Here is a 24,989-nt window from a genome sequence, read left to right on the forward strand (position 1 = left end):
TTTTTGTTGGTTTTGGATTTCTATTCAAGCCATACAGGAAAATCAGCTATCCACGCCGTAGGCTGCACAAAAATCCATTTCGGTGCCCCTGTCCGGGTGAAAGCGGGCGAAGTGGAAGACCACCAGCGCATCATCCACACCAATTCCACGCCCCTTTCGAAGTCGGTGTTATCTGTTTCAATGAAGACCAACAGCGACGTAATTTCGTGTTGCGCTGCTTCTGCGCTCAGGCTCAAACTGGACGCCGCGCTGGAATCTTTGCCCAGGAATTTGAATATTTGTTTTGCAAAAGCCCCAGATCCTGGCCGCACATAGTAGATCGCGGTATTTTGCAAACCTCCATTTCGATCGGGCACTCCAATAGGAGTCGGAGTTATGTCTGGCGTGTACAGCCAATAGTCAGCCACCCTTTCCGCGTTCAAGCTGGCTGGGCCCTCTTCCATCCACAAACCCTTCAGTTCAAAATCAGTGGCGGGCCCATCATCCATTGCTCCATCTCCGTCGGTGTCCAACTGGTGCGGGAATGCCAGAGCAAAGACTGCTACAGTTCGATCCCGTTCGGGCTCTAGCCCCAAGCCACCAAGAAAGTTTGCTGGCTCCAAAATAGAGCCATCAGAATCCACCATGACCGCGGTTGGCTCAGCAAACACGGCAACAGAAAGAAACAATATCAGACCAATGCAAAATTTTTTCATCACTCTACCCACTCCGGATGCTGGTTAATCCATTTTGGCTCCACCACACGCCAGCGCGGATCAGATCCACCTGGACGCGCCTCGTGTTCTCCATTGACGTGATACAGAATATTCCAGACTACCTGCTTTGAATCAAAGGTTGGCCAGGAGCTGGTGTCAATGAAGACCGCGATCGCACTGGCCGCTCGCAGCGCGCCAGGATTGCCGGCATGCTCATAAATCGAATTAGCGCCATTAAATGGCGCGGTTTCGCCTCGCCTCAAAAATGGCTTGAGAGTTTTGTCTCCAGCCTCGCCCGACACATAGTAAACTGCCGTCTCGGCCAAATGCTGATTTTTGGGAGGAGACGTCGATTGTGATCCTATATTCACCGTGTCCAGCCAATAGAGAACATCAGCGTCATTGATTTGCACTTGCCCTTGCTGGTTGGCCGGAATGCTTCCCTTCAGCCAAATATCGGTGACAGGTTGTGCCGCGGCGCTCAAATTTCCATCGGTGTCCAGGTATCGCGGCACCTCAAAAACAAACGCTGCAATTGGAGTCGGCACCGTCAAAGCTGCTATCTGTGCCTCCGCCGCATCCAATCGGGCGGAAAGTTGCAACTCTGATAAAGCTTCTGTGGCCGTCGCGCTTGCTGCTTCCGCTGCCACCCGCGCACTCTCTGCGGCCGCTTGCGCAGCCTGCACATCTGCCAAGACAGCTTGACTACTCGCTAGCGCTTGCTCCGCCTCCGTCGCCGCAGCCGAAGCCTCCGCGTTCGCTAAATCGGGAATCTGTCGGACCAGCGGCATCAGATAAGATGGGTATAAATCCTCCGGAGCTGAAGCGTGATATTCGTCGAGGCACCAGCGCTGGAGACCACCACCCGATTCATCCCCAAACTTTCAAAGCGCCCCGTGTAAGTGTCTGTGTAAATTCCCCCACTGTAGGGATACCACGTCGAACCATTGTCCACGCTGTATTCCAACTGCAGGGTCGCCCCGTCCGGAACCCCTTGGATACCCAACAACAAAAGCCCGCCTGCTTGGTTGCTTACGTTGGAGAACTCATAATTTCCATCCCCCGTTATTCCTGTGATCTCCTGAAAGTCTGTCGTCATAATTCCCTGTGTAATTTAAGCTGCCCGCCCGTAGTTCCGTAGCTCCTCCTGCGCCCACAGCGTCTGCAGCATGTCCTCCATATCCGCCGCCGGAAGCCGGGCGCTACTCGCCTGCCCCTCCTCCGTCAGCGCCAACTGAAAAGCTCCCATCTTCACCGGCTCCAGCAGGAAGGCAGGGAAACTCACAGGCTGCCACGCGCCCGCATTCGTCACCGCTTGGCTCGTATTGTCCACCAGCGCCTGGTAGACATTGCCGCTCGTCGGATCATAAACCGACTCCCCAGCAGTATAAGTGATACCGGTCTCCCACTCCACCGTGGTGAACTCCGGAGCCGCAGGCGTGTACAACACCCACACTTGCGCAGGCAGCCCGCTGCCTTGCAGGAGAATCCCTTGGCCGAAGACGCGGTAATTCACCTCCTCCGCCCAATCCGAGCGCAGCGGATCGCGCTTGGAAACCCTCCAAATATCCCCCATCTGCCGCGTCAACCCCGCGCTCCACGGAATGAGATTGCCCGGACGCACCGTCAGCCACTCCAGCTCCTGCAGCTCTCTCCAAGCCGCAAAGCGCCACGCCCGGCGCATTGCATCATTAATGTAAGTATTGAGCGCTTCTGCGTGGGCCGTGGTCAAGCGTCCACTCGTGGCATCAATGCCAAGTAGATTCGCCACCCCGTGCAGAACGCGCTTGAAAGGCAGCTCCCGGTAACTCACCGCCCGCGTCGTCTCGATCCTCGTGCCATGCACCGAAAGGTTCGTCGCCGCCGTCGCATTCGTCACCGTCACCCGCAGCGCACCCAGCGCGGGCATCAAATCTTGATCGGCCGCCGTATAGGCCCCATCGCTATAGGGATACCACGATCCCTCCCATTCATATTCAATCGTCGCCGTCGCACCGCCAAACACCCCCGCGAACCCAATCGCATACGAATGCCCTACCATGCCACCGCCTTCGGAGAAAGCATAGCTGCCGTCTGCCGTAATCGGCCCCAGCGTCTCTTGGATCGCCACACTCACGCCGCCAATCCCTCCTTGCGTTCAAACTTCGCCGAATCCGGAACAATGATCTTCGTCGCCAACACCGTCTCCGGCACGCCCGCCGGATTCTCCTTGAAATACTCGCGCACAAAGCGCTTGTCCTTCCAGCAGCTATAGCCCAGCCGCTGGCCCCAGTAGTGATAGGACGATTCGTCCACACTCCCGAGCTTCTGCCCCAGTCCATCGACCAACTTGCAAGCGCCCAAACGCTTCACACTCTCAGCCAGACGCTCCTGCGTCGCCCGCTCCAAGGCCACCTTGGCATCGTGCTCGTCTTGGAAGAGGCGTCCCACCTCCTCCGTCATGCGCTCTTCAGTCCAGTTTTCCATTATAATTTAGGGGGGGATTGGGCGGGGGAGTCATGGAGACTGCCCCCGCCCGCACTTGCATGTTCGTTCTTCAACACCCCGCCCGGCCTTGCTATCTCCGGGCGGAAAGCCTTATGCCGTAGCGGCAAATTTTCCGAGCCCGCGCGGATCTCCCACGCAGAGCATAAAGCATTGTTCCAGCTTCTTGCGCGGGCCACCGCCCGTGTCCGGAAGATCCCTCGAGCGGAGCGGAATGTTGTATTTCAGCTCCACCAGGTCCAGATCCACGAGATACCCCCGGCGAGCCATGCGAATAACCTTGTCCGTAGTCTCGTCCTCGCCCAAGTGGCGGTCTAAGTGGAGATTCAGAATGCCGAAATCGGACTGGTAAATATCCACCTTCGTTTCGAGCTTGTTGACCGCACCGTCGAAGGTTCGCGCCAGCACCGCCGAACCGGTAATGCTGTCCGCCCGACTCAGATTTGAGATCGTGCGCTTCAGTACCCCCCCGCAGAACAGGTGATACGACTCTGCCGAATCCCGCACATTCCAGATCGTCTGGAGCACGCCGTCCAAGGTTTCCTCGTTGAAGGAAGCCATGGGCGTGGCATCGATATGACCCGCCGAAGGACGAAACGCCGCAGGCACCGGCAAGTGCGTCTGCGCACCCGTCTGAAGCCATGCGCCGAGACCCCGAGTGGCATTGCCATCGTTGCCGTCATCGGCCGCGCTCTCCTGCGAAGAGCCAATCACGGACTCCATGTCTCGCTTCAGCTCCTTCATCTTCTTGGCAATGGCCTGCGCCATCGCCCGACCGGCAGGCGTGCCGCCCGTCGAAGTGCTTTCCGTAAGGGTCGAGACCTTCGGCACCCGGCTGTGGTAGTGGCAGCGCCCCTTCAGCTCGCCGCGATTCGCCTGCGCATCCTCGTGGTCGCTCGCGCCCACATCCGCACCGTCCACCGTGGCCGTCAGATTCGGCGCATCGTATTCGTCGGCCGTCCAACTGTGCTCCAGTTGATCCAGCCCATTCACTTTCTTCAACATCGACGCCATCGGCGTCTTTGCCGTATCGATCAAAACGATCATCTCCGACAAGCTCTTGTGCTTGACGATATTATCTTTCTCTAAAGTTCCAGCCATTGTCTTGTATTGCTAAATGATTAAACGAAATCCCCTGCAGCCAACGCATCGACCAGGGCATCCGTATTGCTCGGATCTTGCTCAAAGCGGCGCATCGCCGCCGTGCTCGCATCCGGTTTCTTGGGCGCAGGTGCCGCCTTGCCCGAAGCCGTACTTCGCGGGCGCTTCACCTTTGCCTTTACCTTGGAGGCATCCCCGGCTTTGCCCTTCTGGGCCACCACCGTGACTTTCACCTTCCCCTCCCGCACCAGCCGACCCAATAAATGGTCACCAATCAGCAAATCGGAATTCGGCAACTCCAGCAAGCCCGGCATCTGCTTCTGCAAAGCCTCCCGCGCCTGCGCCGCATCGGTCCCCGCTTGAAACAACTCTGGATACATCCCCTTGGCCTCCTCCCGCGCTTGCGCGCGAGCCGCCAGGAACTTCTCATGCCGCGGGCCATGGATTTTCAGCACCGCCTCCGCATTCTTCTTGATCGCCGCCACTTCCTCGGGAGTGAACTCGCGCACCGCGCCGCCCTCCAGACGCACCTCGCCGCCGTCCTCATGGTCTAGCGCCCATTGCAAGTGTGCCTCCGTCTGCTCCAAGCGCGTAGCCAGCTCTTCCGAACTCGCCACCTCCAGGAGCGGATTGCGTTCGCTGCGCAGCGTCACCGTCTCGCGGCTCTGCAGCGTCTCCAGATTTTGCTCCAGCTCCGAAACCCGACCTTGCAGCGTCTCGCTGTTCTCCCGGGCCTCATCGCGTTGCCGTTTGAGTTTGCCAATGCGTTCGCGGGCCGCCTCGGGCCACTGCGCCTTGGAATCCTCCTCCTCATTTTTGTCGTCTGCCGCAGACTCCTCGTCAGCGTCCACCTCCGCCTCGTCCTCGGTGGCCTCCTCGGACATCTCGTCCTCCGTCGCCTCCTCGTCCGCATCAGTTTCCTCCTCCGGCTCGTCCGCCTCGCGAATCGCCCTTGGCTCGTCCTCAGGCACCTCGTCACCGACGAAACCCTCCTCCGCGCCTAAAACGTTCCACACCTCATCCGAGAGGGCATCCTCTACGGACCCCTCCACCGTGGCCGTCCCGGCCTCTGCGTCTGCTGTTTTCGTAGCCATCGCTCTCTCGCATCCCCTGCGCAGCGCGGCTCTCACAGCACAACCCCGGCAAAAGATTCAAGAGCAATCTCACCACACCCGCCGCAGCTCGGAAAGCTCCTGCCCGTCAACTTCCCCGAACTTCCCCGAACTTCCCCGAACTTCCCCGAACTTATTACGCCGTCGGAGGCACCACCGTCATCCACTCCCAACAAACACCCTCGAAAACCCCATCCCCATGCGTCTCGCGCAGCCACCCCACCATCGCCGCAAAATCCCGAAACCCATCCGCTTTCGCAAAGCGATTCCGCTCAAACAAATTCTGCGCCACGCCATCGACCTCCAGCCACCCATTTACCGGATCAATCCGCACCTTCCTTACGCGCTCGCAGACCGCCGTTCCAAGGGTCTCCTGCTTGGAGCCATACGCAAATCCAGTCCACCGCCGCCGGCACAAAACATCCCCCACCCGCACCTGCCGTTTCGGCGTTCTCCGGACCGTCTGCAGCTTCCGCCCCGCCCGCACTTTCTCCGCAAAGCGATCTTGGAACAGCACTACCCTCATTCTTCCTTGTCCTTTCGCCGCTCCCGCCAAATCACAGCGCCCCAAAACAACCATTCAAACCGAACATGGAACCCCTCTACAAACGAAAACGAAAGAGCAGGAGTCACCGTAACGGTCCAATCGCCAAAAACCGTCGAGCTGTAGAACAGCCACCTCCATCGCCGAAGGAGGATTGGTGTTTTCAAACTCACTCCTCCCCCTCCCCCGCCCGCGGCACCGCCAACTGCGCCAACAAACTCGCTTGGAAATCCAGCAGCGCCGCCAGCCTGCCTCCATCGCGCACTGCCTCCTCCCCCGAAGCCACATCCGCAGTGGCCGCCGCCAGCGCCTGATCCAGCAGCACCAGCACCGCCATCACCTCCGGCGTCCCCTGCTTCCCCGCCAGCGCTCGCCGCAAAGCCACCGCATTCCCCGCCAACTCCCGCAAGCCAGAAACCACCTCCGTGTAGTAGCAAACCCGCGACCTACGACTGCTAAAAATCCAATTCCACCAATGTTTCATATAGTCGTTCAATCACGTGTTTCTGTTTGATGCTGAAGGAGCTAGGCATAGCTAAAATCTTGCAAAGTTTTTATATCTGCTTGTTCAGCAAAGAAAGGCCCGCGTTCGTTTTTTTGATGATAGCTTCCCTCTCTGGTGTGAAATCTTCGTAGTAACACGAAACCTGATTATACCGTCTCCAGTATTTTCCCCCAAACCCGAGCTTGCCTTGAAACCTCCACTCGTCGCATGGCTGTTTGGATTCGGCGTGGTGATAAATAAAGTCGCGGCGGTAGGACTCAATCGCTCCAGCCTTCTCGACGAGAACCGAATAAACGGCGCTGAACAAATCGTGGGAGGCAACCTTGGCTCCGTTTGCTGGTGTTTTCATAGTCATTTACTTGATGCCTCCACAGAGGCGTTATCCAATCTTGCAAAGTTTTTATATCTGCTTGTTCGACCTACTCAGACACGTTCAGAAATGCGTGCCGGTCATAGAACGCAGCCTTGTAGAAGATCATCGCCCGTTCTTTCCCCTCGGCATCGACCAGCTTCGACCACATTGAATGTTCAGTCGGCTCCACCTTCCACCCCTCGGGGAGTTCAGCGTTGCAGAAGATCGGATCATCCTTACACGGCTCACCGAACTTTACCCCGGCTTCCTCCAGTTTGGATTTGTCGCCGTGTAGCACGCGGGTCGGGAGCTGCGTCGATTCGCAGAGTTCTTGCTGTCCGCGAGCCTCTTGGTTTTCGATGGCGCTAGGGTTTCCGCCCATCAACCACTCAGGGCGGGCTTCTTGTTTTGTCGTATTCGTAATCATTATTCAAAAGGTCGAACAAGCAGCGGCTGACCAACCAGCGACCGCTGCGAGTTCAATGTGTTCAGGTTGTTTCACGGTTGGTTTTAAATTCGGGCTGCTCTCCCTTCGCTGGTGGCAGCGCATCAGCGTTTCATCACTCAAACACCCCCAACAGTTCAATCACCTGATCCCGCAGCCAATAGGACCAACGGATGCCCGGAATCTCGACCTCTTTCAACAACCCCGACTCCACCCAAGTCCTTGCGATCGTCTCCCCATTGTCAAAGAACCGCCCCACCAACTCAAACACCTGCCCCCGACGCACATAATACGGAAAGTCTCGTTCCAGCGCTTCTCGACTCGTAGGTTCCATAGCGATCATTTTGGCAATTACCGCACTCATACCGGCACCACATCCCTAGCCCCCGTGCGGCCAATCTTCTTGTTCTCCTCCTGATCGAGCTGGTGCTGGTGGTGTTGCGCCCGCGCCTCAAAAATCGCCCGCACCTGCTCATCCTCCTGGATTGCCTCCTGCACTTTCGCATTCCCCTGCACCTGCTGCAGCAGCACCTGCAACCGCAGCGCGTGGTTCTGCCCGCCTGCCACCTTGGGCGGTTCCAGCCCCTGCATCATCAATCCCAAATTCTGCAGCTCCAGCTCCTGCTCCTTGGCATTGACCGCATCCGTCGGACGAATGAGCTGATCGGCCGCGGAAGGCAGCACCGAGCGCAAAGCAATCTCCATCAGCGCCCCACGATCCGTCACATTCTCCGAATCCAGCGCCAGAATCTCCGCAATCCGCTTCAACTTCTCAAACAGGAACTCCGTATTCATATCCCGCGCATCGAACTGGATCGACACATCGAACAGCCCCTGAATCTCCTCTCGATCCACCTCAAAGGGACTCGCCAGCGGAGCCCCCACCACCCGCGTCACCACCTGCGGACTCATCCACTGCTGGAGATCCTGCAGCGTCAGCCGCACCACGCCCTTCATGCGACGCAGGAAGTCATTCACCCGCTCCTGCGTTAGCAGTTGCGCCACCTCCGTCGGCACGAAATCACTCACCAGCCCCCAGTAGCGATCATTCTCCGCCCGCGTGCGATCCTCAATCTGAAACGTATCTACCCGCCCCGCAGGCAACTGCATAAAACGCACCTCGCTCTTCTCGCTCGACCCATGGCGCGGCAAATCCTCGCCCGGTCGCACCCGCCTGCCTGGATTGCCACTCAACAAATTTGCCGGGACATAGCGCGGAGGACTCGTCTCCAGATCACTCCGATTGATCCGCGAATCCCGCTGATTCTTCAGCTCCATCTGCCACGTCGTCACAATCTCCGGCACCCCGCGAGAGTCCATCAGCCTTCGCGTCTGCTGCTCGAGCGGAAAATCGCGAAACGGCATCTCCCCGTGCAAATGCACCAGCACCTCATCATAGGCCGGTTCCTCCACCGCATGATGCAGCACCATCTCGCGCAAGCCCTCAAAGCCGTTCTCATCAATCTCGCGGTAAATTACCCGGTGAATCTGAATCCGTTCCTCCTCAGGATCGTCCGCTAGCTTCTCAGAATCCGTGTGCAAGAGAATGTCCGCATCCTCGCCTTCCATACTCACCCCCTTCTGCTCCAAAGCCGCCTCCACAAACGACTCCGGCCAACCATCCACCGCCGCCCGCGCCCGCAGCTCCTTCTCATCCAGCCACTCGCGCTCCGCCACCCAGGGCGACTCCTTCAAACACGTCACCTCCACCGGCCAAAACACCTCCACGCCTGGCTGCAGCACCCGCCACTGCGGTTCATCCAGACGCAGGTAAGGCACTGGCACCCGACACTTCCCCTCCTCGCGCAAAGCCCGTGCCTGCTGGCGAGCCTCCGACAGCGTCATCACCTGCCGCCCATCCTCCAGCTCGTCCTCCACCTCGGAACGCGCAATCTCCTGCAGCATCTCGGCCACCTCCACCTCATTCTCCGCATCCGTCAGAAACGCCAGATAATCCGCCTCCTGCTCCACCACGATTTGTTGGCCAATCGGCGTGATCTTCGGCCCCTGCTCCGTCTGCGCCACCTCGCCCGCTTCCACCGCCGCCAACAGCCCCGCCGCGCTCGCCTTCTCCGCAAACTCCTCCAGCGACAGCTCGCGACTCCGCGTCCCGTAGCGCTTCCGCCAACCGGGAGCCACCACCCCCAGCCCGCCCAGCATCATATCCGAGCCCAGGAGATTCAGCACATTCACCAAATCCTCCTCCATCCGCGTGTAGAGGAAATACTGCAGCAACAGCGTCACCCGCTGTCCACGCTCCACATCATTCAAATCGCGCCCCACCGCCTGAATCTTCGCCTGCCAAAAAGCCGTCTTCAGCACCGCTGTCAGCTCGCGACCCACCTGATCCGCCAAGCGAATCCGGGAATCCGCCGCCCCATCCCAAGGCTTCACCCGCGCCTGGAAGTTCTCCTCCCACGCCCGACCATCCTTCGATTGCCCCTCCCAGACACAGCGCCGGATCTCCTCCAGCCCCTGCAAGCTCGACACATACGACGACCACCCCTCCGAACACCAAGCGTCCGTCAGCTTCTGCTTCCACTCCTCAAATTCTTCAGATTTCATATCCCTCTACAAAGGGGGACAACAAAATGGAGACAAAGGAGAGAAAAAGCTTCCTAGAATTCAGGCTTCAGCTCCCTCTGCAGCGCATTCCACGCTTGGTTCGTCGAAAGAAACCTCTTTCCCTTCTTTCGTTTGCCTCTTGGCGGCCTCCGCCAATACCACTGCCACACTTCATTCTGAGTCGGCATCGGATCTTCACTCGTCCACCCAGCCCCCCACAGATCCATTGCCTGCTCTAGCGCTGCCATTTCCGACTGCTCCGCAAAAGCCCGCCGACAAAACTGACACAAAGGAGCATCCATTCCATCCTCCTCCAGCGCTTCCTGTAGCGCAGAACGCCAATCATCCTCCTCCACTTGCTCCAACGCCTCAGCATGAGTCATCCCTTGCCCCTGAAAGGCTCGCAACAAATCCAATAAAAAATCCGTGTCCATCAGAGTCCATCCGTGGTTCAAAATATCTTCTTCAAAATCCGTTCGCGCACTTCGCGTCTTAGCGGTTCAACTAATCCGCGCCCACCTCCGGTTTCAACCCGCCTAGTCAAACTCACTTATTGGCACCTCACGTATCTTAAACCCAGCATGGCCTAGGTCCGATTCCACCATTTGCACAAGACTCGGAACGTCTTGGCTCGTTGCCCTCCAATACCCAGCGTTGCCTTTGAATCGGCGAGCATCTTCGCGACTACATTTTGCCACAAGAAACCCCTTCAAATGTTTTGCGTAGATTATTTCCATAATTTCCGGTTATTCTTCTGACCCATAAACATGACGGTGCAGTTCCTCCCCTCTTCCCCAACACATCGGCAGTTGACTTTCATCCCGCAGCAGATCGCAGAAAGTAGCGCAATCTCCACGGCAGCCTACAATATCATCCCAAATGGCACGGTAAAACTCGCGAGTAAACTCCTCTCCCTCATAAAGCGGATCATCAATCTCATCGCCATCTTTAGGGCACCCCAACATATCCAATGCCAAATCCCACAACACCCAAGGCCCGCCCGCAAAGGGAGGATTTTTGTCATCGTGTTGTAATTCTCTAAAAGGAGGCCAACACTCCAACTCATACGCCAACTCACAAAGCTCGACAGCGAAAGTAAACGTCTTATCATCCAAATCCAAAATTCTTCTCTTAGTGTTCCGCCTCATCTTATTCGTTTATTCAAAACCTCTCCCGTTCATAAGCCTCCTGCCGCATCCCCATCAAATCCACATACCCCGGCTCGCTCTGCCGGTAATACCGCACACAATCGATAGGATCTTTCGTCGCCCCCTTATTGCCATCCGCGCCTGTCCAGTTTTCCATAGCATACAGAGTGTTCTCCACCCGCTCGCTGAAAAGCATTGTCGGCTGATTCAAAGGCGTGATTCGCTCCTCTTCGTTGAATCGCAGCCAACTCACAATCGCTTGCGGTCCCTCATTTTCAAACACACCTCGACCACCGGGCGCAGGCTCAAAAAACAGCCCCAGCTTTTCTAGCTCTTCAATATGCGTCGTCGCCTCGCTACTAGAAAGCGTGGGATGATTGGCAAACCGGCTGTCCATGATCCGCTCAAAGACTTCTATCCTCCCCCCCTCTTCACCTGTGCAAAACGTGTGCAGCTCACGCTCGATGCGCTCAATCTCCAGCTTGTAATCCTCATAACCAAACCGGAACGTCAACTGAGCAGGCCCCCGTTCGCCGTCGGCCATCTTCCCACGGACGGCCCACACCCCGGGCGGACCCGCTCCGGGAATGTAATCATCTGGCTGAGGCCACTCCCTCATGCAAATATGCTGGCCTTGCGGCGTCGCCAACCACCATTGCATAAACCAATTTCGGCCTGGGCACGGATCAGCCACCATCCGCCACGTTCCTACCTTCGGAAGCCGACCCACAGAAACCACATGCCCCTCTTGATTCAGCGCAAATTGCGCTCCGGAAGTTTTCTTACAATAGCCGTAAGCTCGAATATCGATCTCCTTTTCCGATTCTCCCTTCAACTCTTCCACCAAATTGGAATACTTGAAAAATGGATTGTGCTGCGTCCAAAAATACACCACTTTCGCCTTCTTCTTGCGACACCTCGCAACCAAGGGACGCTTCTTGTGCCCGACCACGTCTCCATCTTTCAGAATCGGGAGGAGCGGAGCCGGAGCGGACTCCTCCCAAACCATCCCATCCACATACTCTCGGACGGTATCCGACAGGCCCTCTTTTGGAGTGAACGTAACCAACAACAATCCGTCCCTGTCCATCAAGCGATACCGCAGCGTCTTCAAAAAGTCCACCGGCACCAACTCATCACACCACGCAATATCCAGCTCGCCCCCTTCAATGGATCGAATATCTTGTTTGTAGAAACGAAACGTCAATCGCGACATATTAGGGAGGACAAACCGATTCTCCGAAAATCCTCCCTTTTCGGAGAACGTAGTATTTGCCCCCCTCCCCTTCAATCCTCGCCACTCTGGAGGCAGCAGCTTGTGAAACTCGGGCTGCTGCCTCTCTCTGCTCTCCGACTCACTTTCGTGAAACACCCATGCGTTGGATCCCGGCTTTTCGATCAACACATTCATGACTTTGTCCGCCGCCCACGTCGTCTTGGACGCCCGGTTGCCACCAAACACACAAAGCTCCCGCACCCCTGGCTGCGCCAAGACCCGATCCGCTCGATCCCAGCTTGGTAAACGAAATCCATGTTCGACCCGCCGCTCCACAGCCAGCGTGATCTTCCGCTCCCGCTTCCACAGAAACTGCCGCAGCGGCTCCGCCTTTGCCGGCTCACGCCGCGCGGCCGCCAACGCCTTCGCCGAAGGCACACGCAACAGAGGATGCGCCGTAGGCACCTTCGGCCAAGCTCCCGAAGCTAGCGCCTGATCGATTTGCTCCAGCTTATACATCGTCAACGAGTCAAACAGGCCGTGTGTTTCCGCAGTCGAGCCAGCAACCAACTCCAGCACTTCGGCTTCGGCACGCCATCAATCTTAATTTGATTGCTTCGCTTTGACTGCCGCACCACCCAGCGCCGCACTCGACCCGAGCGCTCCTGCCATTGCAGAACACCCAAAAGCTCCCCCTCCTCCAAGCCATTCCCACGAAGCGGCAACTCCTCCTCCCGCGCCGCCAACCGTCGCTCGAACTCCCGAGCCTCATTGTCCCACCGAGCACGAGCCATACGTCGCCCGCGTTCGCTGGTAGCGCCTTTTCGCTTGATACTGAAGGAGCTAGGCATAGCTGAAATCTTGCAAAGTTCTTATATCTGCTTGTTCGGCAGACAAAGCTCCTCGACTCGGAGGTGCTTCTTAAACTCGGTAAAGTCCGTATTTTCAGGCTTACCCTGAGCCTTCACCAATTGAGCGTATTTGGTGGAGATCGTGATTGCCTTTCGCGCATCCGCTCTGCTTGGGAACGTGGCGATTGGATTCGGGTGCCACCATGCGGTCAACGCTCCTTCGCAGTCGGCATCCCACATCATCGGGCATTGCAACCCGCCTTTGTCGTCATAGAGAACCACGAACAGCCGAACAAGGCCGTGGTAGTCAACCGCCTTCTCGGCTGTGTTGTCATCGCTTTTACCCATCTTCAATTCCTTTCTTTGCTTCGGGCTGGCCGCTCTCGGCCGGTGCCACACGTTGATCGTTCGCCGAAGACTCCCGCGCTTTGAGTCGCCGATGGAGTTCTTCGACCATCGTTCGTTTTCCGTCCGCTTGCGGGTGGCAGCAAAGACCGGCCAATGCCGCCATGAGCAAATCGGACGATTGCACCTGCGATCCGGGCAGGATTACCCGCACTGAATCCGGGGAGTCCGTGAGCACTGGCAGGTATCCAGCGGCTCGGCATTCCGCAACAGTCTTCTCGTCCGTATCCGATGGCAGCGCCAGAATCGGCAAACAAGCCGATGGAGAGGAACCGCTTCCCCCTCCGTTGTTGGTTTTCGTTTCTGATTTCATAGTTTTCTAGTGTTGTGGGATCGCGCTCTCAGCAGTCCCTGATCTCATCGTTCGACCTACACTTCGGCGCGATCCAACATGGAACGGTGATTGCGAATCACGATCTGCACGTTGCGCGTGGCGCTTCTAATCTCGTCCGCGATGGTGACCAGTTCGCAGTCATCTTTTCCGCATACTTCATCGCCGCTGGGAATCACGCGCATGACCGGCGCGGATTTTTCATCAAGCTGATGGCACGTTTTTTGCAGTTCTTTGTTTTTTGCAGTTCTTTGATTGCGCAGTGAAGCTCCCCGATCCATTCGAGGACTTGTGGGGTTCTGACACAGGTTGGGTCGTCTTGCATGGTATCCATAATTCAAAGGTCGAACAAGGCGGCGCAGACCAACCGGCTACCCGTTCCGAGTTCATTGGTTTCTGGTTTCATTCTGGTTGGTGGTGATTCGTGGCCTCGCCGCCGGTAGCCGGTGGCGAGCGTTGATCGTTATCAAAGCGAAGCTCGAAGGCATCTTGCCGCATCGCTATCTTTCATCGAATTCCCATTGACATCGTAGTTCGTTTCGAGTTGCATCAACGCATCGGTTATTGCCTTTCGGTATTTTTCAGATTCAGCAGCCATTTCTTTGACAAGCTGCGCCGCTTGTTTTGGCGTGGATTTGGCTATTGCCAGTTCATATATATCCATAATTTTGATAACCAGTCAGTGGAGAGGAACGCGAGTTTCGCCCTCGGTGTTGTTCGTTGCTTGAGGGATCGCGTCCCTCACTTTGGAGTTATCACCCATACATTCGGTCCCCTTCCAGATCCCCAAACTTGGTAAACTCTCCCAAAAACTTCACCTTCACTTCCCCCACCGGACCATTCCGGTTCTTTGCGATATTCACCTCGCAGATGCCATCATCCTCCAACGGTTCACCATCCTCGCCCTTTTTCCCATTCTGCATCGCCCAATAGCGAGGTCGATGAAGCAAAAGGATCTTGTCGCTCTCCTCGTAAATCTTGTTCGTGCCCTTCAAATCCCCCACCGTCGGGCGACCCCCTGGACGCTCAATTTTCTTGAGCTGGCAGAGCAGCAGCACCGGCACCCGCAATTCCAACGCCAGATTCTTTAGCCCCTGCACGTTCTCCGCTATCGCCCATTGATCCTCCTGCCCTGGGCGACCCGCCATCCGGTGCAAATGATCCACCACCACCAAGTCCAAAGGGCACTGACTCGCCACCTGCCGACACCGCGCCATGATGTGGTGGTGCGTCACGCTCGGCGAATCATCGAACCACACTCGTCGCGACGCCCATTGCGCCCCCGACTGCAGCACCCGCTTCAACTCACCCTCTGAAAACATGCCCGTGTGCGCCTTCGTCAAATTGACCCCCGCCCCACACATCAGCCCTCGAATCATCACATCCCGATCCGGCATCTCCATCGGAAACATCATAACCCCCGCCTGCGGATTGAGACCCGTGATGTGGGCCACGATATTCAGCGCGAGCGATGACTTCCCGCTCCCCGGCGTCGCCGCAATCGTCACCAAGTCGCCCGGAGACAGTCCCTGCAGCGCCCGGTCGATCTCCGCCAAGCCCGTCGGCAACCCTTTCGTCACCGAACCCCGCGAGCTCATGCGGCCTTCCAGCTCCTGCATCGCCTCCATCGCCACCGTCTTCGCCGAACGCAGCCGATCCTGACTCCCTTCCCGCTGGAGGTCCATCAACGCCCCGCTCGCCTCCTCCAACACCGTCCGCCATTGGCAATCCGGACCATGAATCGCCCCCAACATGCGCTGAGCAATCCCCACGGCCTCGCGCAGCTTGTGCTTCTCCCGCAGAATTGCCACGTAGTGCGCGTAGTTCGCCGTGTCCGGCTCCAGCGTAGCCAAGCGAGTCACCTCACCCGCACCGCCCGCGTCATCCAGCTTGCCCGCGTCCATGAGCGCCTGCGTCACCAGCAGGAGATCACAGGCCGACTTTTTCTCAAAGACAGCACACACCGCCTCGAACACCGTCCGCACCGCAAAGTGATGGAACACCCCCGGCGGCATATCCGCCAGCGCCCCGGGAATCAACCCTTTCGGATCGCGGAACAAGCAGCTCACCACCCCCTCCTCCGCCTCCAGCGAAGACGGCATTTTTCTTGGCTCGAAATCACTCATCAGCGCTCTCCTTTCTCGCGTTGCAGCCACGCCAGCACCTCTTTGCGCTCCGCATCCGGCAGCTGCGCCCAAGGCACCTCCCGCTGCCACAACGCCCGCGTCGCGCGCGTCACATCCTCGCCCAACGGCACCGTCTCACGCGGCCCTTTGTTCGGGCGGCGAGCGTCGGGAAAGAACGAACTGGCGCGATCCACCTCACCGCTCCAGTTGTTGAGCAGCGTCTGCAAATCGCGCCGCCGAATATCCTCCTCCGCCGGAATCGCCGCCCGGTAGTAGCGCACCACCAGCGCCAGCTCTCGCACGAAATCCGCCCGCTTCTGCACCGCCCGCCACGCCTTCAGCTCCTTGGCAGACCACTCCGTGCTCTCCCGCCGGTTCCATCGCTTCGTCTCGTTCAGCACCCGCTGCTCCGGCGATGGCTCCCATCGCGGCTTTTTTTCTTCCGAGAAATCAGGTTCCGAAGTCAACGAAAGCGATTCCTGATCCGAAGATTCCGCAACACCACCACCCAATTCCCCCGCTGGGGGGTTAGGGGGGATCTCCTCATTCTCCTCTCCTCTCCTCTCCTCTAGTGCGGATGCTGTCCGAACGTCGTCCGAACGCTCCCACAAAACCCAACCGACATCTGGATCTTCCAACACCGCCAATTCCGCCTCCAACACCTCCACAGTCACCCGACACAGCGTTGCGATCTCCGCCAAGCTCATCGGTTTCCCCGACCGCTTCACAAATCGCCCATCCCGAGAAACCCCTTTAGCACGGTCCCAAACGAACTTTCCGGCATACCCCTGACAAAGCGCTTGGAATACGCCAAGCGTCCGGAATCCATCCGCACCGCGTCCGGACAGCGTAAGGAAGCCATTCGATTCACATCCGGAAGGGCACGGAAACCAGTTCATTTTTTTGACCTTTTTCTTGGTATCCCCCGTCTCAAACGTCCCTTCCCAATCCTTGATCCGCAGCACGCGATTTTCCGCAGCCAGAACACTCATCACGCAGCCCTCCCTTCCACCACCCGCATCCCCACCTCGCCCAGCACCTGCTCGGCAGACACTGCCTCGCCCGTCTCCGGAAACACCACCACGCGGCCAGCATCCCGCAAGACACTCAAACGCCAAGCCACCGCCTGCTGCCAAGCGTTGCGACGCCCCCAGCGCTCAATTGAGAACGCCTTGCTGAATCTCTCTCCATCCACACACACCCTCGCCTGAACCATCCCGCGCCACTCCCGGATACCCACCGGCTGCCTCTCCGAATCCAGCGCCGAAGCAGTCCTGGCCGACAGGCGCACCTGCTCCACCATCTCGCGCCCGATGCGCAGCCGCTTCGCCCACGCATCGCGCACACTCGCCGCCGATTCCTCCTCTGCCGCCGTGAAGACCACCCGCAGATTTGCCTTCCGGCAATCCGTGAAATCTCCATTCACCACCCGCACCCAAGGACGCCGAGGAGGCAGCAGCCCCAACACATGCCTGTGCAGCAGCAGGCTCGCCTCCTTGCATCGGACACCGCGCTCATGGAGCGACCACACCCGCCCCCGCACCCGCCAAGCATCTTCCGCATCCACCACCACCTGCACGCGCTCCGCCCGGGATCCCATCCAAAACCAAGCCACCGCCCCCTCAAAGTGAATCTCTTGCTCTCGCCGCCTCACTTCGTTCCCTCCTTTTTCTGTTGGAAATACAAGGAGGGAGGCCACGCCACGCCCAGCTTCTTCGCCAAGCTATAGCACGCCTCTTCTTCAACCTGCCCACGAGCCACCACAGAGCCGGTCTTAGCAATCCAAGGCATCATACCCTCGCCCTGCTCTCGCACCGTCCCGATGCGCAGCTCACGCTTCCAACGAGAGAACGGGCTTTCGCTGTCTTCCATTGCGAACAAGTCCATCACTCGGCCTCCTTTCTTCCTATTTTCTGCAAACGAGCCGCCCGGCGTCGGCACTTCAGACAGCCAAAAGCATCCGCCTGCCTACGCCCCTCCATCTGACCAACCTTCTGCCCCAAAAGATAAATCCAAATCATCGCCAACCCGACACCGACCAGCAACAACACCAATCCCACATTCTCAGCCCCACTCATGCAGTCAGCCCTCCTTTCTCCTGCAGCGTCTCCAGCGCATCGCTCAGCCGTAAATCATGAGCCATCGGCGTGCATTCCATGACGCAGCCGGCCGCACAAGCATGGCCACCCCCTCCAAAAATCGCCGCAAGTTCATTGACTGGCACGGTATTCTTTCGCGCTCGAAGCGACCACTTTACCAAGCCCCGGCGGGCATACCACACCCCTACCACATCGACCTCCTCGTGCAGATCCAGCACAAGCTCCGCCACCTCATTCGGCCAGACTGTGGAGTTCACCATTGCCAGCCGAAGGCGAGCCTGCACCGCCACGTTTTTGGCGATCCGCTCCACCTCGTTATCTCTGGCCGCCACCAGCAAACGCCCCTCATTCTCCAAGCGCTCCACCTCATCCCCCTCGTCAGACAACAGTTCCAACCAGGCAGACTCCACCCAGCCCAGCAACCGCAGCCGCTCGCAAACTTCCCGCGTACCCCGCAGATCAAAAAGCCAGAGATCGTAGTCTTGGACATGGCGCAACACCGGCGGAATCCAATTCGACTCCGGGAAAAACGTCTTCCACGCCAAAACACAGGTCGCGTCTGTGCTGGATAACACCACCTTCGCCCCACCTCCTACGGCGGCCCTTGTTGTGCTGGCACTAATCGCATGATGATCCAACCACCACATTTCAACAGAGCGGTGCGCCAGCGCCTCCATCTCGTCTCTGTCGCCCGAGACATCCAGCACTACCACCCGCTCAAACACCATCTCGTCCAAAACCGGGCAAGGCGTCTGATACTGCCACGGCACCAGCCGCACCTCCCCTTCCGAGCGAAAGTTCAACAGAGCCACCATAGCCGCGCCGAACCCGTCTAGGCAGTTTTGGTGATAAAGAATTGTAGTTTTCATAATGCAAGTGTTTGTATTCTGGAAATTCTAATAGCGACCCTTTCTTCGCGGGTGGCAGCGGCAGCTCCACACCCCCTCCGATTCCTCCACGCAATCCCGGACCTCCATCCCGATCACAAACTTGCCAGCATCCCGCACCCGGACGCGCACGCGCCCCTGTAGCGCCCCCGACCGATCCTCCGCCTCCAACACCCGCGGATTCCTCCAAAGCTGCGTCACATGCAGCGTGAGAGCCACCGGCCCCTTTTTTTCCGTCGGCTTACCAGGCAGCTCCACCGCCAACAAAGCCTTCCCCGCCTCCAGCCAGACAATCGCCCCCTCGCCATTTTTTTCCCAATGCAGTCCCTTCGAAGCGATCCCCGACCGAATGTCGCGGAACACATCGCGGGGCAATCCAAACTGCCGAACCAAATCGGTCTCCAACACCGCCCCCTCCGTCATCGCAAGCCTCCCTTTGTAGCAAAAACTCCAGAGGCCGAAACCATATAGAATATAGAGAGACAGCGACGGGCGCGACCCCCCCCGCCCCCCTCGAGAGGCACCCCCCAAAAACCTACACCGATCCCCCCAAAACCCCCAGAATACTCCCCGGTTTGGTAACTAACTTGGTAACTAATACTCATAACTCGTTGAAAATGAATTTTGAACTACGGCTAAACTATCCATTGAACGCATCCTCACTGTTCGCCCGACCATCCGAAATCCCCTTTGTCTCCCGCCCGTCCCCAACCAAACCCATTCCCGGCACCTCCTCAGCCTCCACCTCGATGGCCTGAAGCATGTTATTGAGGTCGTCCACCGTCTCCGCCTGTAGGTGCTGGACAATGGACGTGGGCGCACCCGTGAGCGCTTGCAGCTTGTCGGTCAGGATCCCAATCGTCACGGCCAGTTTATCCGGCGAAAGCGCCTCAAGATTCTGAGCCAGTAACTCCACGCCACGATGCACAACCGACGCCATATCCTTGGCTATCAACGACTTTAGGGTTGCTATGTCACCGGCTTCCCGCTCTCGGACTCCCGCCAGAGTCCGAGTAGAAACATTGAGAGCTTTTGCGGCTACCTTGACAGGCACTCCTGCAGCCAGACACGCCACGCACTGCTTGTAGACCTCGGGCCGCGCACTGGCTAGGAGCGCACCGGTATACTCTCCCGCCGCCTCAGCCACCGCCAGCACATCCGCAGGCACGTCCAGCAACAACGGTTGCTCCGCCTGCTCGCGCTCCATGCGTTGCAGTGGCGTCTCGTCGATCATGCCACCGCCTCCTCATCTAGGGCAAAAAATAAAGGCGGTTGGAGTTGGTCAGACTTCGGGAGTCCACCAATCTTGAAAAAAGAAATCGCCACCGGATCACCGAGCCACCAGTGACCGTGCATGAGCACGCAGCCCACACTCTCCGCCACCACTCGCTCCCACCAGCGCTCAAACTCAGCACTCTCGCCCAATGCAGCGTGATCCTCGATCCGCCAAAAAAAACAGGCCGGAGTCACACCATCAGGCGCGGCAACCCACTGCACCGGGATCACCCTCATGCTGCCGCCTCCGTCCCGTGAATGCGTCGAGCTGCTGCGTATGAATTGATAGCCGAGATCGGTATCCGCCAGTCACTGCCCGCCTGCCAAGCGCCCGGAAACCGTCCCGCCTTGATCTCACGGCGGATAAAATCCGGGGTCAGCTGCCAGTAGGCTGCCAAGAAAGGGACCGACCACGAAGGCTCCGGCGCGGATGGGAGGGCGCGTTTAGGCATCAACCACCTCCGCGTTGGATTGCTCCCGCGCCTCGGACTGCCGAATCAGCCACTCCACCTGGCCACTGAGGGAGCGACACTCCCGCGCAGCGCCCTCTTCCAACTTCCGCCGGACCTCATCCGGCAGGTTGAGAGTAGTCCTCTTAATTTGCATGATGCTAAGTGTATGCAAATTGCATACACTGGTCAACGAAAAAGCATCACAATAATTTTATAAATTGACTAATAGGCATAAAAACTGATACACATGACGCCATTCGAACCACATCAGCGCCCCAAAGGGTAAGAAAAGAACGCACCACCATCAGCCTCCCAGAGCCCATACTTGCAACCACACGCAAGCGGGCGCGCCTTGGAGCGCACACCAGCCTTAGCAGCTACATCGAATGGATGCTGCGCCAAAATGACCTAGCCAATGTCAACGCCTCCCAAAAACAGCCGCACCACAATCTACCTGCCAGGTGACACGCTTGAACGCGCCAAGGATCGCGCCAAACGATTGGGTTACACCAGCCTTTCCGAATACATAACGACGCTGGTCCTTGATGATTCAGCAAATAGAGGAGCACACATGGTCATCAGAGATGAAGGCTCTGTGCAGTATAGGGTCAACTCTGATAAAAACCTCCCTCAGGAGTCCTCATCATGACTTTGTCTAGCGCGTATCAGGGCAGCGACTGAGATCAAAAAAAACAGAATTAGGGCGCTCCACAAAAACACTTCGTCGCCAATTTGCTCCACCAAAATTTGCGGCAGGGCAACCAACCCGCGCACCACGCTCGATCCCGGTGGATTATCTGCCCAACGGTTACCCAAAACACCCCCCAACGATGCGGCTAACATTGCTGACAGCACCCAAAGGACACGCCAAAATTTACGCACATATCACTGTCAGCCAATTTCGCGCCCGTTCAACGAAATAAAAACAACCTTGGAGAATTTTATTGTAACCTAACCGGCAACTCATTGACGATTTGCCCTTGGAAACAGAGTTTTCCGGAGCCGTAGATAGAGGTTCGATTCCTCTCGGGCGTATTGATTCTTGCTGGTTTTTCGAACACGGGGCTCAATCAATTGTGGTCGCTTGCTTTTTCCAAAAGGACTCACGAACGACTCAGTGGCCGGCAGCTCACCATTTGCTTGGTTTTTTCATGGGCCCCGTTTTGTCCCGTAAAGAATCTGGAAACTGAGACCTCTCAAGTTGGGCCCACGTGACGCCCTTTTTGTAAAAGCTCGCCGCACGTCTAAGGCCCGCGTTCTTTCTTTCTTTGGGCTTGTGGGGTCCCGAAAGCCGCTGAGAATTGAGAACCCCTACTGGCTTGCTTAACTGATCTTTTACCATGCGAATCGGAGTGAAGAGGTCGGAATCTCCCGAAATGACAATGGCCGCCTGGAACTTGTTCTGGAAGGCATCCAGAAGCAGATAGGAGGCGAGGTTCACGTCCGATCCTTTTTCCTCGTTTTTGAGGACCTCGATTTTCTCGGGCGGAGGTGAGGCAACCTTGGCCCAGCTACGACGTGTTCGGAATTGCCCCTCAATAATCTCCAAAAGAGGCAAGGTTTTCAAGGCACGCCAATAGATCGCCTGCCTCACCGGAGCTTGAGGATCGCCAATCGCTGGATCGACCTTGGCCGAAAAATACTTGGTCCCGACGATCCTGTTTTTAGGGAAGGCCTGTCTTGCCAAGCGAATGGGGTCCAGCCATCGGAAAGGCGTCTTTCTCAAGGCTCCGTAGTAAAGATTGAAGCCATCGATGTAGAGAATGGTCTTCAACTCGTTGTCATAGAAAATGCGAGGGCGACCCCCTTAGAAGTCGCCCTGCGTCCTGGTGCCGAAGCACACAGGAGAGATGTCGGGGAAAAAACCGTCATAAGTCAGATTTGTCAAGACAGAGGGGATGCTTGGCTCACTCGGAGTCCGATTGGGCTTAGCCAAAAAAGCCAACCGCTTGATTCCTCCTGCAAACACTCTCTTGGTCATCCTTGGGTGGCTTCCGCCAACTCCTCCGCCGGATAGGTCCAAATTTCCGCTAAGGTCGGATGGTAATGGGGCGTGGTCGCCAGCTGCTGCGCCGTGGCCCGGAAGCGCATGGCCACCACGATTTCATGGATGAGTTCGACTCCGTGCGGGCCGACCACCTGCCCTCCCAGAATCTCTCCCGTTTCTCGGTGAGCGATCAGCTTGACCATCCCCGAGGTCTCTCCCATGACCAGGCTCTTGCCGTGATCGTCGAAGGGGTAACGGGCTGCCACGACCGGAATCCCTTCGTCCCGCGCTTCCTCTTCACTCCTTCCCACGAGCGCCATCTCGGGACTGGTGAAGATGCCGAAGAGCTTCAAGCGGTAGCTCATCTCCTCCGCCTCTCCCCCGAGTTTCCCCAGCTGGCGGGCTGCATTGCGCGTCGCCCGTTCCGCTTGCTCAATCGCCAGGTGCACCACCTCCAAGGGACCACAGACATCGCCTGCCGCAAAAACATGCGCCCGACCGGTCCGCTGGTCCGGACCGGTTTGGACCCAATGAGAATTCATGGCCAGCCCGGCCGCCTCCATCTGGAGGCCGCGGCTCTCGGGAAGGCGACCCACTGAAAGCAGGATCTCATCGACCTCGATTTCCTTCCGCTCCGCAGCCTGCTCGAAGATCACTTTCTTGCCCCCTTCGGTTTTCTCAAACCCCTGCAAGGTCGTGCCGGAAAACACCTGCATCCCCCGCTCTCGAAAGCTCTCCAGCAGGGCCTCTGAAATCTCCGGGTCAAATTCGCGCAAAAAACGAGGACTGCGCTGGATGAGAGAGACCTCCTTGCCAATCCCATCGAAAAAATGGGCCATCTCTAAAGCGATGGCCCCTCCACCCAAAATCGCGATCCTCTCCGGATACACTTCTGCGTCCAAGACATCATCACTCAGCCAATACCCCACCTCTTCCAGACCAGGAATCTCCAACAAACGAGGGCGAGAGCCCGTCGCAATCAGGACCGCCCTCGCGCCCATCACCCAAGCAGGCGATCCATCCAGGGGAGCCACACGCAGCCTGTGTTCATCCAGAAACGTGCCGCGCCCACGCACCAGATCGAACTTCCCCGATTGCAACTGCTCTTGGCGATAGCCCGCAAAGTCGGCGATCAAAGCCCGCTTGCGATCTCGGACTTCTTTTGGATGCACCTGGTAGTCCTCGGCCCGCAAGCCAAAGTCTCTCGCGTGACGGATCGAGAGCGCTCGGTTGGCCGATTCAATCAAGGTTTTGCTCGGCATGCATCCCCGGAGGATGCAGAGCCCTCCCATGGGCTCCCCGCCCTCAATGACAGCCGTCTCCATCCCCAGCCCGACCGCGGTCCGGGCGGCCGCGTAGCCGGCACTTCCTCCCCCCAGAATGACATAATCATAAGTCTTCATAAAATCAGCATGCAATCCCCATAACTAAAGAACCGGTAGCGTTCCTCCACCGCCTTGGCGTAGGCTTCCAAAATGAGTTCGCGCCCCGCCAGCGCGCTCACCAGCATGAGGAGGGTGGACTGGGGAAGGTGAAAATTCGTCAGGAGCGAGTCCACGCAACGAAAGTCATAAGGCGGGAAAAGAAAGACGCTCGTCTCTCCCGAACCGCTTTGCAACGATCCGGCTGGATCGGCCTGGCTCTCGAGCACCCGCACCGTGGTGGTGCCAATGGCCACCACGCGCCTCGCCTCATTGATCCGCCTGGCCGTCTCCTCGCTCAGGTGAAAGCGCTCGGCGTGCATTTCGTGGTCGGCCACCTTCTCCGCCTTAACCGGCCGAAAGGTTCCTACCCCCACGTGCAGCGTCACAAACACATGCGGAAGCGTCTCCATCATTTCAGGGGTGAAATGGAGGCCGGCCGTGGGCGCGGCCACCGCGCCTTCTTTGGCGGCATAGACGGTTTGATAGCGCTCGCGATCTTCTGGCTCCATCTCCCGCTCCATGTAGTGCGGCAGCGCGAGTTGGCCGTAGCGGTCTTCTTCGATCGATGATTGCCAGCGAATCAGGCGATCGCCGTTTTCCAAGACCGCCTCGACCACCCCTTCCACCCCGCCCAGGGCAATCTTGCGCCCTACTTTCATGCGCTTGCCGGGTTTCACGAGACAGCGCCAAAGACAGGGCTCGGCCGCTTCCAACTTGAGAAGCTCGACCTTCCCCTCGTCCGAAAAAAAGCGGGCTGGCACCACCCTCGTGTCATTGAACACGCAGAGCGAGCCCTCTCCCAGAGACTCGGAGAAGTCGCGAAACTGGCCATGCGAAATCGTTCCCCGCGCCCGATCCACCACCATCATGCGGGAAGCGGAGCGATCCGCGAGCGGCCGCGAAGCGATCAGCTCCGAGGGCAACAGGTAATCGAAGTCGCTCGTTCGCAGACCCTGCTCGGAAGAGGAAGCCATCAAGATCGGAA

The 24,989-nt window shown here is 57.9% G+C and carries 33 protein-coding genes; all 33 read right to left on the reverse strand.

The features are described 5' to 3' along the window. Positions 1-20: 20 nt before the first annotated feature. On the reverse strand, positions 21-695 hold the full coding sequence (locus AAF555_05675; protein MEM6911055.1) for a hypothetical protein: 675 nt from the start codon (positions 693-695) through the stop codon (positions 21-23). Then, a complete protein-coding gene (locus AAF555_05680) occupies positions 695-1,486 on the reverse strand; it encodes a hypothetical protein (GenBank protein MEM6911056.1) in 792 nt (263 codons plus the stop codon). Before AAF555_05680 ends, AAF555_05675 begins: the two co-directional genes overlap by 1 nt. Further along, positions 1,486-1,794 (reverse strand): hypothetical protein, encoded by a 309-nt coding sequence (locus AAF555_05685; GenBank protein ID MEM6911057.1) that lies wholly within the window; start codon positions 1,792-1,794, stop codon positions 1,486-1,488. Before AAF555_05685 ends, AAF555_05680 begins: the two co-directional genes overlap by 1 nt. A gap of 15 nt (positions 1,795-1,809) precedes the next feature. Further along, positions 1,810-2,811 carry a hypothetical protein gene (locus AAF555_05690; protein ID MEM6911058.1) on the reverse strand — a complete coding sequence of 334 codons (1,002 nt, stop codon included), beginning with the start codon at positions 2,809-2,811 and terminating at the stop codon, positions 1,810-1,812. After that, positions 2,808-3,161, reverse strand: a complete 354-nt coding sequence (locus AAF555_05695) for a hypothetical protein (GenBank protein MEM6911059.1) — start codon at positions 3,159-3,161, stop codon at positions 2,808-2,810. The genes AAF555_05690 and AAF555_05695 overlap by 4 nt, the downstream gene beginning before the upstream one ends. A gap of 111 nt (positions 3,162-3,272) precedes the next feature. Beyond that, on the reverse strand, positions 3,273-4,226 hold the full coding sequence (locus AAF555_05700; protein ID MEM6911060.1) for a DUF5309 family protein: 954 nt from the start codon (positions 4,224-4,226) through the stop codon (positions 3,273-3,275). 74 nt (positions 4,227-4,300) lie between these two features. Further along, positions 4,301-5,374 (reverse strand): hypothetical protein, encoded by a 1,074-nt coding sequence (locus AAF555_05705; GenBank protein MEM6911061.1) that lies wholly within the window; start codon positions 5,372-5,374, stop codon positions 4,301-4,303. A 154-nt stretch (positions 5,375-5,528) separates the two neighbouring features. Further along, positions 5,529-5,918 carry a hypothetical protein gene (locus AAF555_05710; protein ID MEM6911062.1) on the reverse strand — a complete coding sequence of 130 codons (390 nt, stop codon included), beginning with the start codon at positions 5,916-5,918 and terminating at the stop codon, positions 5,529-5,531. 187 nt (positions 5,919-6,105) lie between these two features. Then, positions 6,106-6,420 carry a hypothetical protein gene (locus tag AAF555_05715; GenBank protein MEM6911063.1) on the reverse strand — a complete coding sequence of 105 codons (315 nt, stop codon included), beginning with the start codon at positions 6,418-6,420 and terminating at the stop codon, positions 6,106-6,108. Between the two features lie 70 nt (positions 6,421-6,490). Then, on the reverse strand, positions 6,491-6,790 hold the full coding sequence (locus AAF555_05720; protein MEM6911064.1) for a hypothetical protein: 300 nt from the start codon (positions 6,788-6,790) through the stop codon (positions 6,491-6,493). A gap of 70 nt (positions 6,791-6,860) precedes the next feature. Beyond that, the gene (locus AAF555_05725) at positions 6,861-7,220 is read right to left on the reverse strand and encodes a hypothetical protein (protein ID MEM6911065.1); all 360 of its coding nucleotides are present in this window, start codon (positions 7,218-7,220) and stop codon (positions 6,861-6,863) included. A 133-nt stretch (positions 7,221-7,353) separates the two neighbouring features. Then, complete coding sequence (locus AAF555_05730) at positions 7,354-7,602, reverse strand: hypothetical protein (GenBank protein MEM6911066.1); 249 nt, start codon at positions 7,600-7,602, stop codon at positions 7,354-7,356. Beyond that, positions 7,599-9,803, reverse strand: coding sequence for a hypothetical protein (locus tag AAF555_05735; GenBank protein ID MEM6911067.1), 2,205 nt, complete (start codon positions 9,801-9,803; stop codon positions 7,599-7,601). The genes AAF555_05730 and AAF555_05735 overlap by 4 nt, the downstream gene beginning before the upstream one ends. Positions 9,804-9,856: 53 nt before the next feature. Beyond that, positions 9,857-10,237, reverse strand: coding sequence for a hypothetical protein (locus AAF555_05740; protein MEM6911068.1), 381 nt, complete (start codon positions 10,235-10,237; stop codon positions 9,857-9,859). A gap of 312 nt (positions 10,238-10,549) precedes the next feature. Continuing rightward, positions 10,550-10,924 (reverse strand): hypothetical protein, encoded by a 375-nt coding sequence (locus tag AAF555_05745; GenBank protein ID MEM6911069.1) that lies wholly within the window; start codon positions 10,922-10,924, stop codon positions 10,550-10,552. Positions 10,925-10,964: 40 nt separating this feature from the next. Beyond that, on the reverse strand, positions 10,965-12,746 hold the full coding sequence (locus AAF555_05750) for a hypothetical protein (GenBank protein ID MEM6911070.1): 1,782 nt from the start codon (positions 12,744-12,746) through the stop codon (positions 10,965-10,967). Then, a complete protein-coding gene (locus AAF555_05755) occupies positions 12,689-12,961 on the reverse strand; it encodes a hypothetical protein (protein ID MEM6911071.1) in 273 nt (90 codons plus the stop codon). Before AAF555_05755 ends, AAF555_05750 begins: the two co-directional genes overlap by 58 nt. 78 nt (positions 12,962-13,039) lie before the next feature. Continuing rightward, the gene (locus AAF555_05760) at positions 13,040-13,366 is read right to left on the reverse strand and encodes a hypothetical protein (protein ID MEM6911072.1); all 327 of its coding nucleotides are present in this window, start codon (positions 13,364-13,366) and stop codon (positions 13,040-13,042) included. Next, positions 13,359-13,736: a hypothetical protein gene (locus tag AAF555_05765; protein MEM6911073.1), complete on the reverse strand. Its 378-nt coding sequence runs from the start codon at positions 13,734-13,736 to the stop codon at positions 13,359-13,361. The genes AAF555_05760 and AAF555_05765 overlap by 8 nt, the downstream gene beginning before the upstream one ends. A 56-nt stretch (positions 13,737-13,792) precedes the next feature. Beyond that, positions 13,793-14,035 (reverse strand): hypothetical protein, encoded by a 243-nt coding sequence (locus AAF555_05770; GenBank protein ID MEM6911074.1) that lies wholly within the window; start codon positions 14,033-14,035, stop codon positions 13,793-13,795. A gap of 185 nt (positions 14,036-14,220) precedes the next feature. Continuing rightward, positions 14,221-14,418 carry a hypothetical protein gene (locus AAF555_05775; GenBank protein MEM6911075.1) on the reverse strand — a complete coding sequence of 66 codons (198 nt, stop codon included), beginning with the start codon at positions 14,416-14,418 and terminating at the stop codon, positions 14,221-14,223. Between the two features lie 91 nt (positions 14,419-14,509). After that, a complete protein-coding gene (locus tag AAF555_05780) occupies positions 14,510-15,856 on the reverse strand; it encodes a DnaB-like helicase C-terminal domain-containing protein (GenBank protein MEM6911076.1) in 1,347 nt (448 codons plus the stop codon). A 23-nt stretch (positions 15,857-15,879) separates the two neighbouring features. After that, positions 15,880-16,581 carry a hypothetical protein gene (locus AAF555_05785; protein MEM6911077.1) on the reverse strand — a complete coding sequence of 234 codons (702 nt, stop codon included), beginning with the start codon at positions 16,579-16,581 and terminating at the stop codon, positions 15,880-15,882. A gap of 290 nt (positions 16,582-16,871) precedes the next feature. Beyond that, positions 16,872-17,534 carry a hypothetical protein gene (locus tag AAF555_05790; GenBank protein ID MEM6911078.1) on the reverse strand — a complete coding sequence of 221 codons (663 nt, stop codon included), beginning with the start codon at positions 17,532-17,534 and terminating at the stop codon, positions 16,872-16,874. Beyond that, positions 17,531-17,770 carry a hypothetical protein gene (locus AAF555_05795; protein MEM6911079.1) on the reverse strand — a complete coding sequence of 80 codons (240 nt, stop codon included), beginning with the start codon at positions 17,768-17,770 and terminating at the stop codon, positions 17,531-17,533. The genes AAF555_05790 and AAF555_05795 overlap by 4 nt, the downstream gene beginning before the upstream one ends. Positions 17,771-17,954: 184 nt before the next feature. After that, the gene (locus tag AAF555_05800) at positions 17,955-18,848 is read right to left on the reverse strand and encodes a DHHA1 domain-containing protein (GenBank protein MEM6911080.1); all 894 of its coding nucleotides are present in this window, start codon (positions 18,846-18,848) and stop codon (positions 17,955-17,957) included. Positions 18,849-18,875: 27 nt separating this feature from the next. Continuing rightward, positions 18,876-19,289, reverse strand: coding sequence for a hypothetical protein (locus AAF555_05805; GenBank protein ID MEM6911081.1), 414 nt, complete (start codon positions 19,287-19,289; stop codon positions 18,876-18,878). A gap of 217 nt (positions 19,290-19,506) precedes the next feature. After that, positions 19,507-20,100, reverse strand: coding sequence for a hypothetical protein (locus AAF555_05810; protein ID MEM6911082.1), 594 nt, complete (start codon positions 20,098-20,100; stop codon positions 19,507-19,509). Next, positions 20,097-20,378, reverse strand: a complete 282-nt coding sequence (locus tag AAF555_05815; GenBank protein ID MEM6911083.1) for a hypothetical protein — start codon at positions 20,376-20,378, stop codon at positions 20,097-20,099. The genes AAF555_05810 and AAF555_05815 overlap by 4 nt, the downstream gene beginning before the upstream one ends. Before the next feature lie 207 nt (positions 20,379-20,585). Further along, positions 20,586-20,747 carry a hypothetical protein gene (locus tag AAF555_05820; protein MEM6911084.1) on the reverse strand — a complete coding sequence of 54 codons (162 nt, stop codon included), beginning with the start codon at positions 20,745-20,747 and terminating at the stop codon, positions 20,586-20,588. Positions 20,748-21,722: 975 nt separating this feature from the next. Next, the gene (locus tag AAF555_05825) at positions 21,723-22,367 is read right to left on the reverse strand and encodes an NYN domain-containing protein (protein ID MEM6911085.1); all 645 of its coding nucleotides are present in this window, start codon (positions 22,365-22,367) and stop codon (positions 21,723-21,725) included. 203 nt (positions 22,368-22,570) lie between these two features. Beyond that, entirely contained in the window at positions 22,571-23,983 is a 1,413-nt protein-coding gene (locus tag AAF555_05830; protein MEM6911086.1) for an NAD(P)/FAD-dependent oxidoreductase, read from the reverse strand. After that, the gene (gene queA, locus AAF555_05835) at positions 23,980-24,978 is read right to left on the reverse strand and encodes a tRNA preQ1(34) S-adenosylmethionine ribosyltransferase-isomerase QueA (protein MEM6911087.1); all 999 of its coding nucleotides are present in this window, start codon (positions 24,976-24,978) and stop codon (positions 23,980-23,982) included. The genes AAF555_05830 and queA overlap by 4 nt, the downstream gene beginning before the upstream one ends. Positions 24,979-24,989 lie beyond the last annotated feature (11 nt).

The organism is Verrucomicrobiota bacterium (assembly GCA_039027815.1).
In the GTDB taxonomy this organism is placed as follows: domain Bacteria; phylum Verrucomicrobiota; class Verrucomicrobiia; order Verrucomicrobiales; family JBCCJK01; genus JBCCJK01.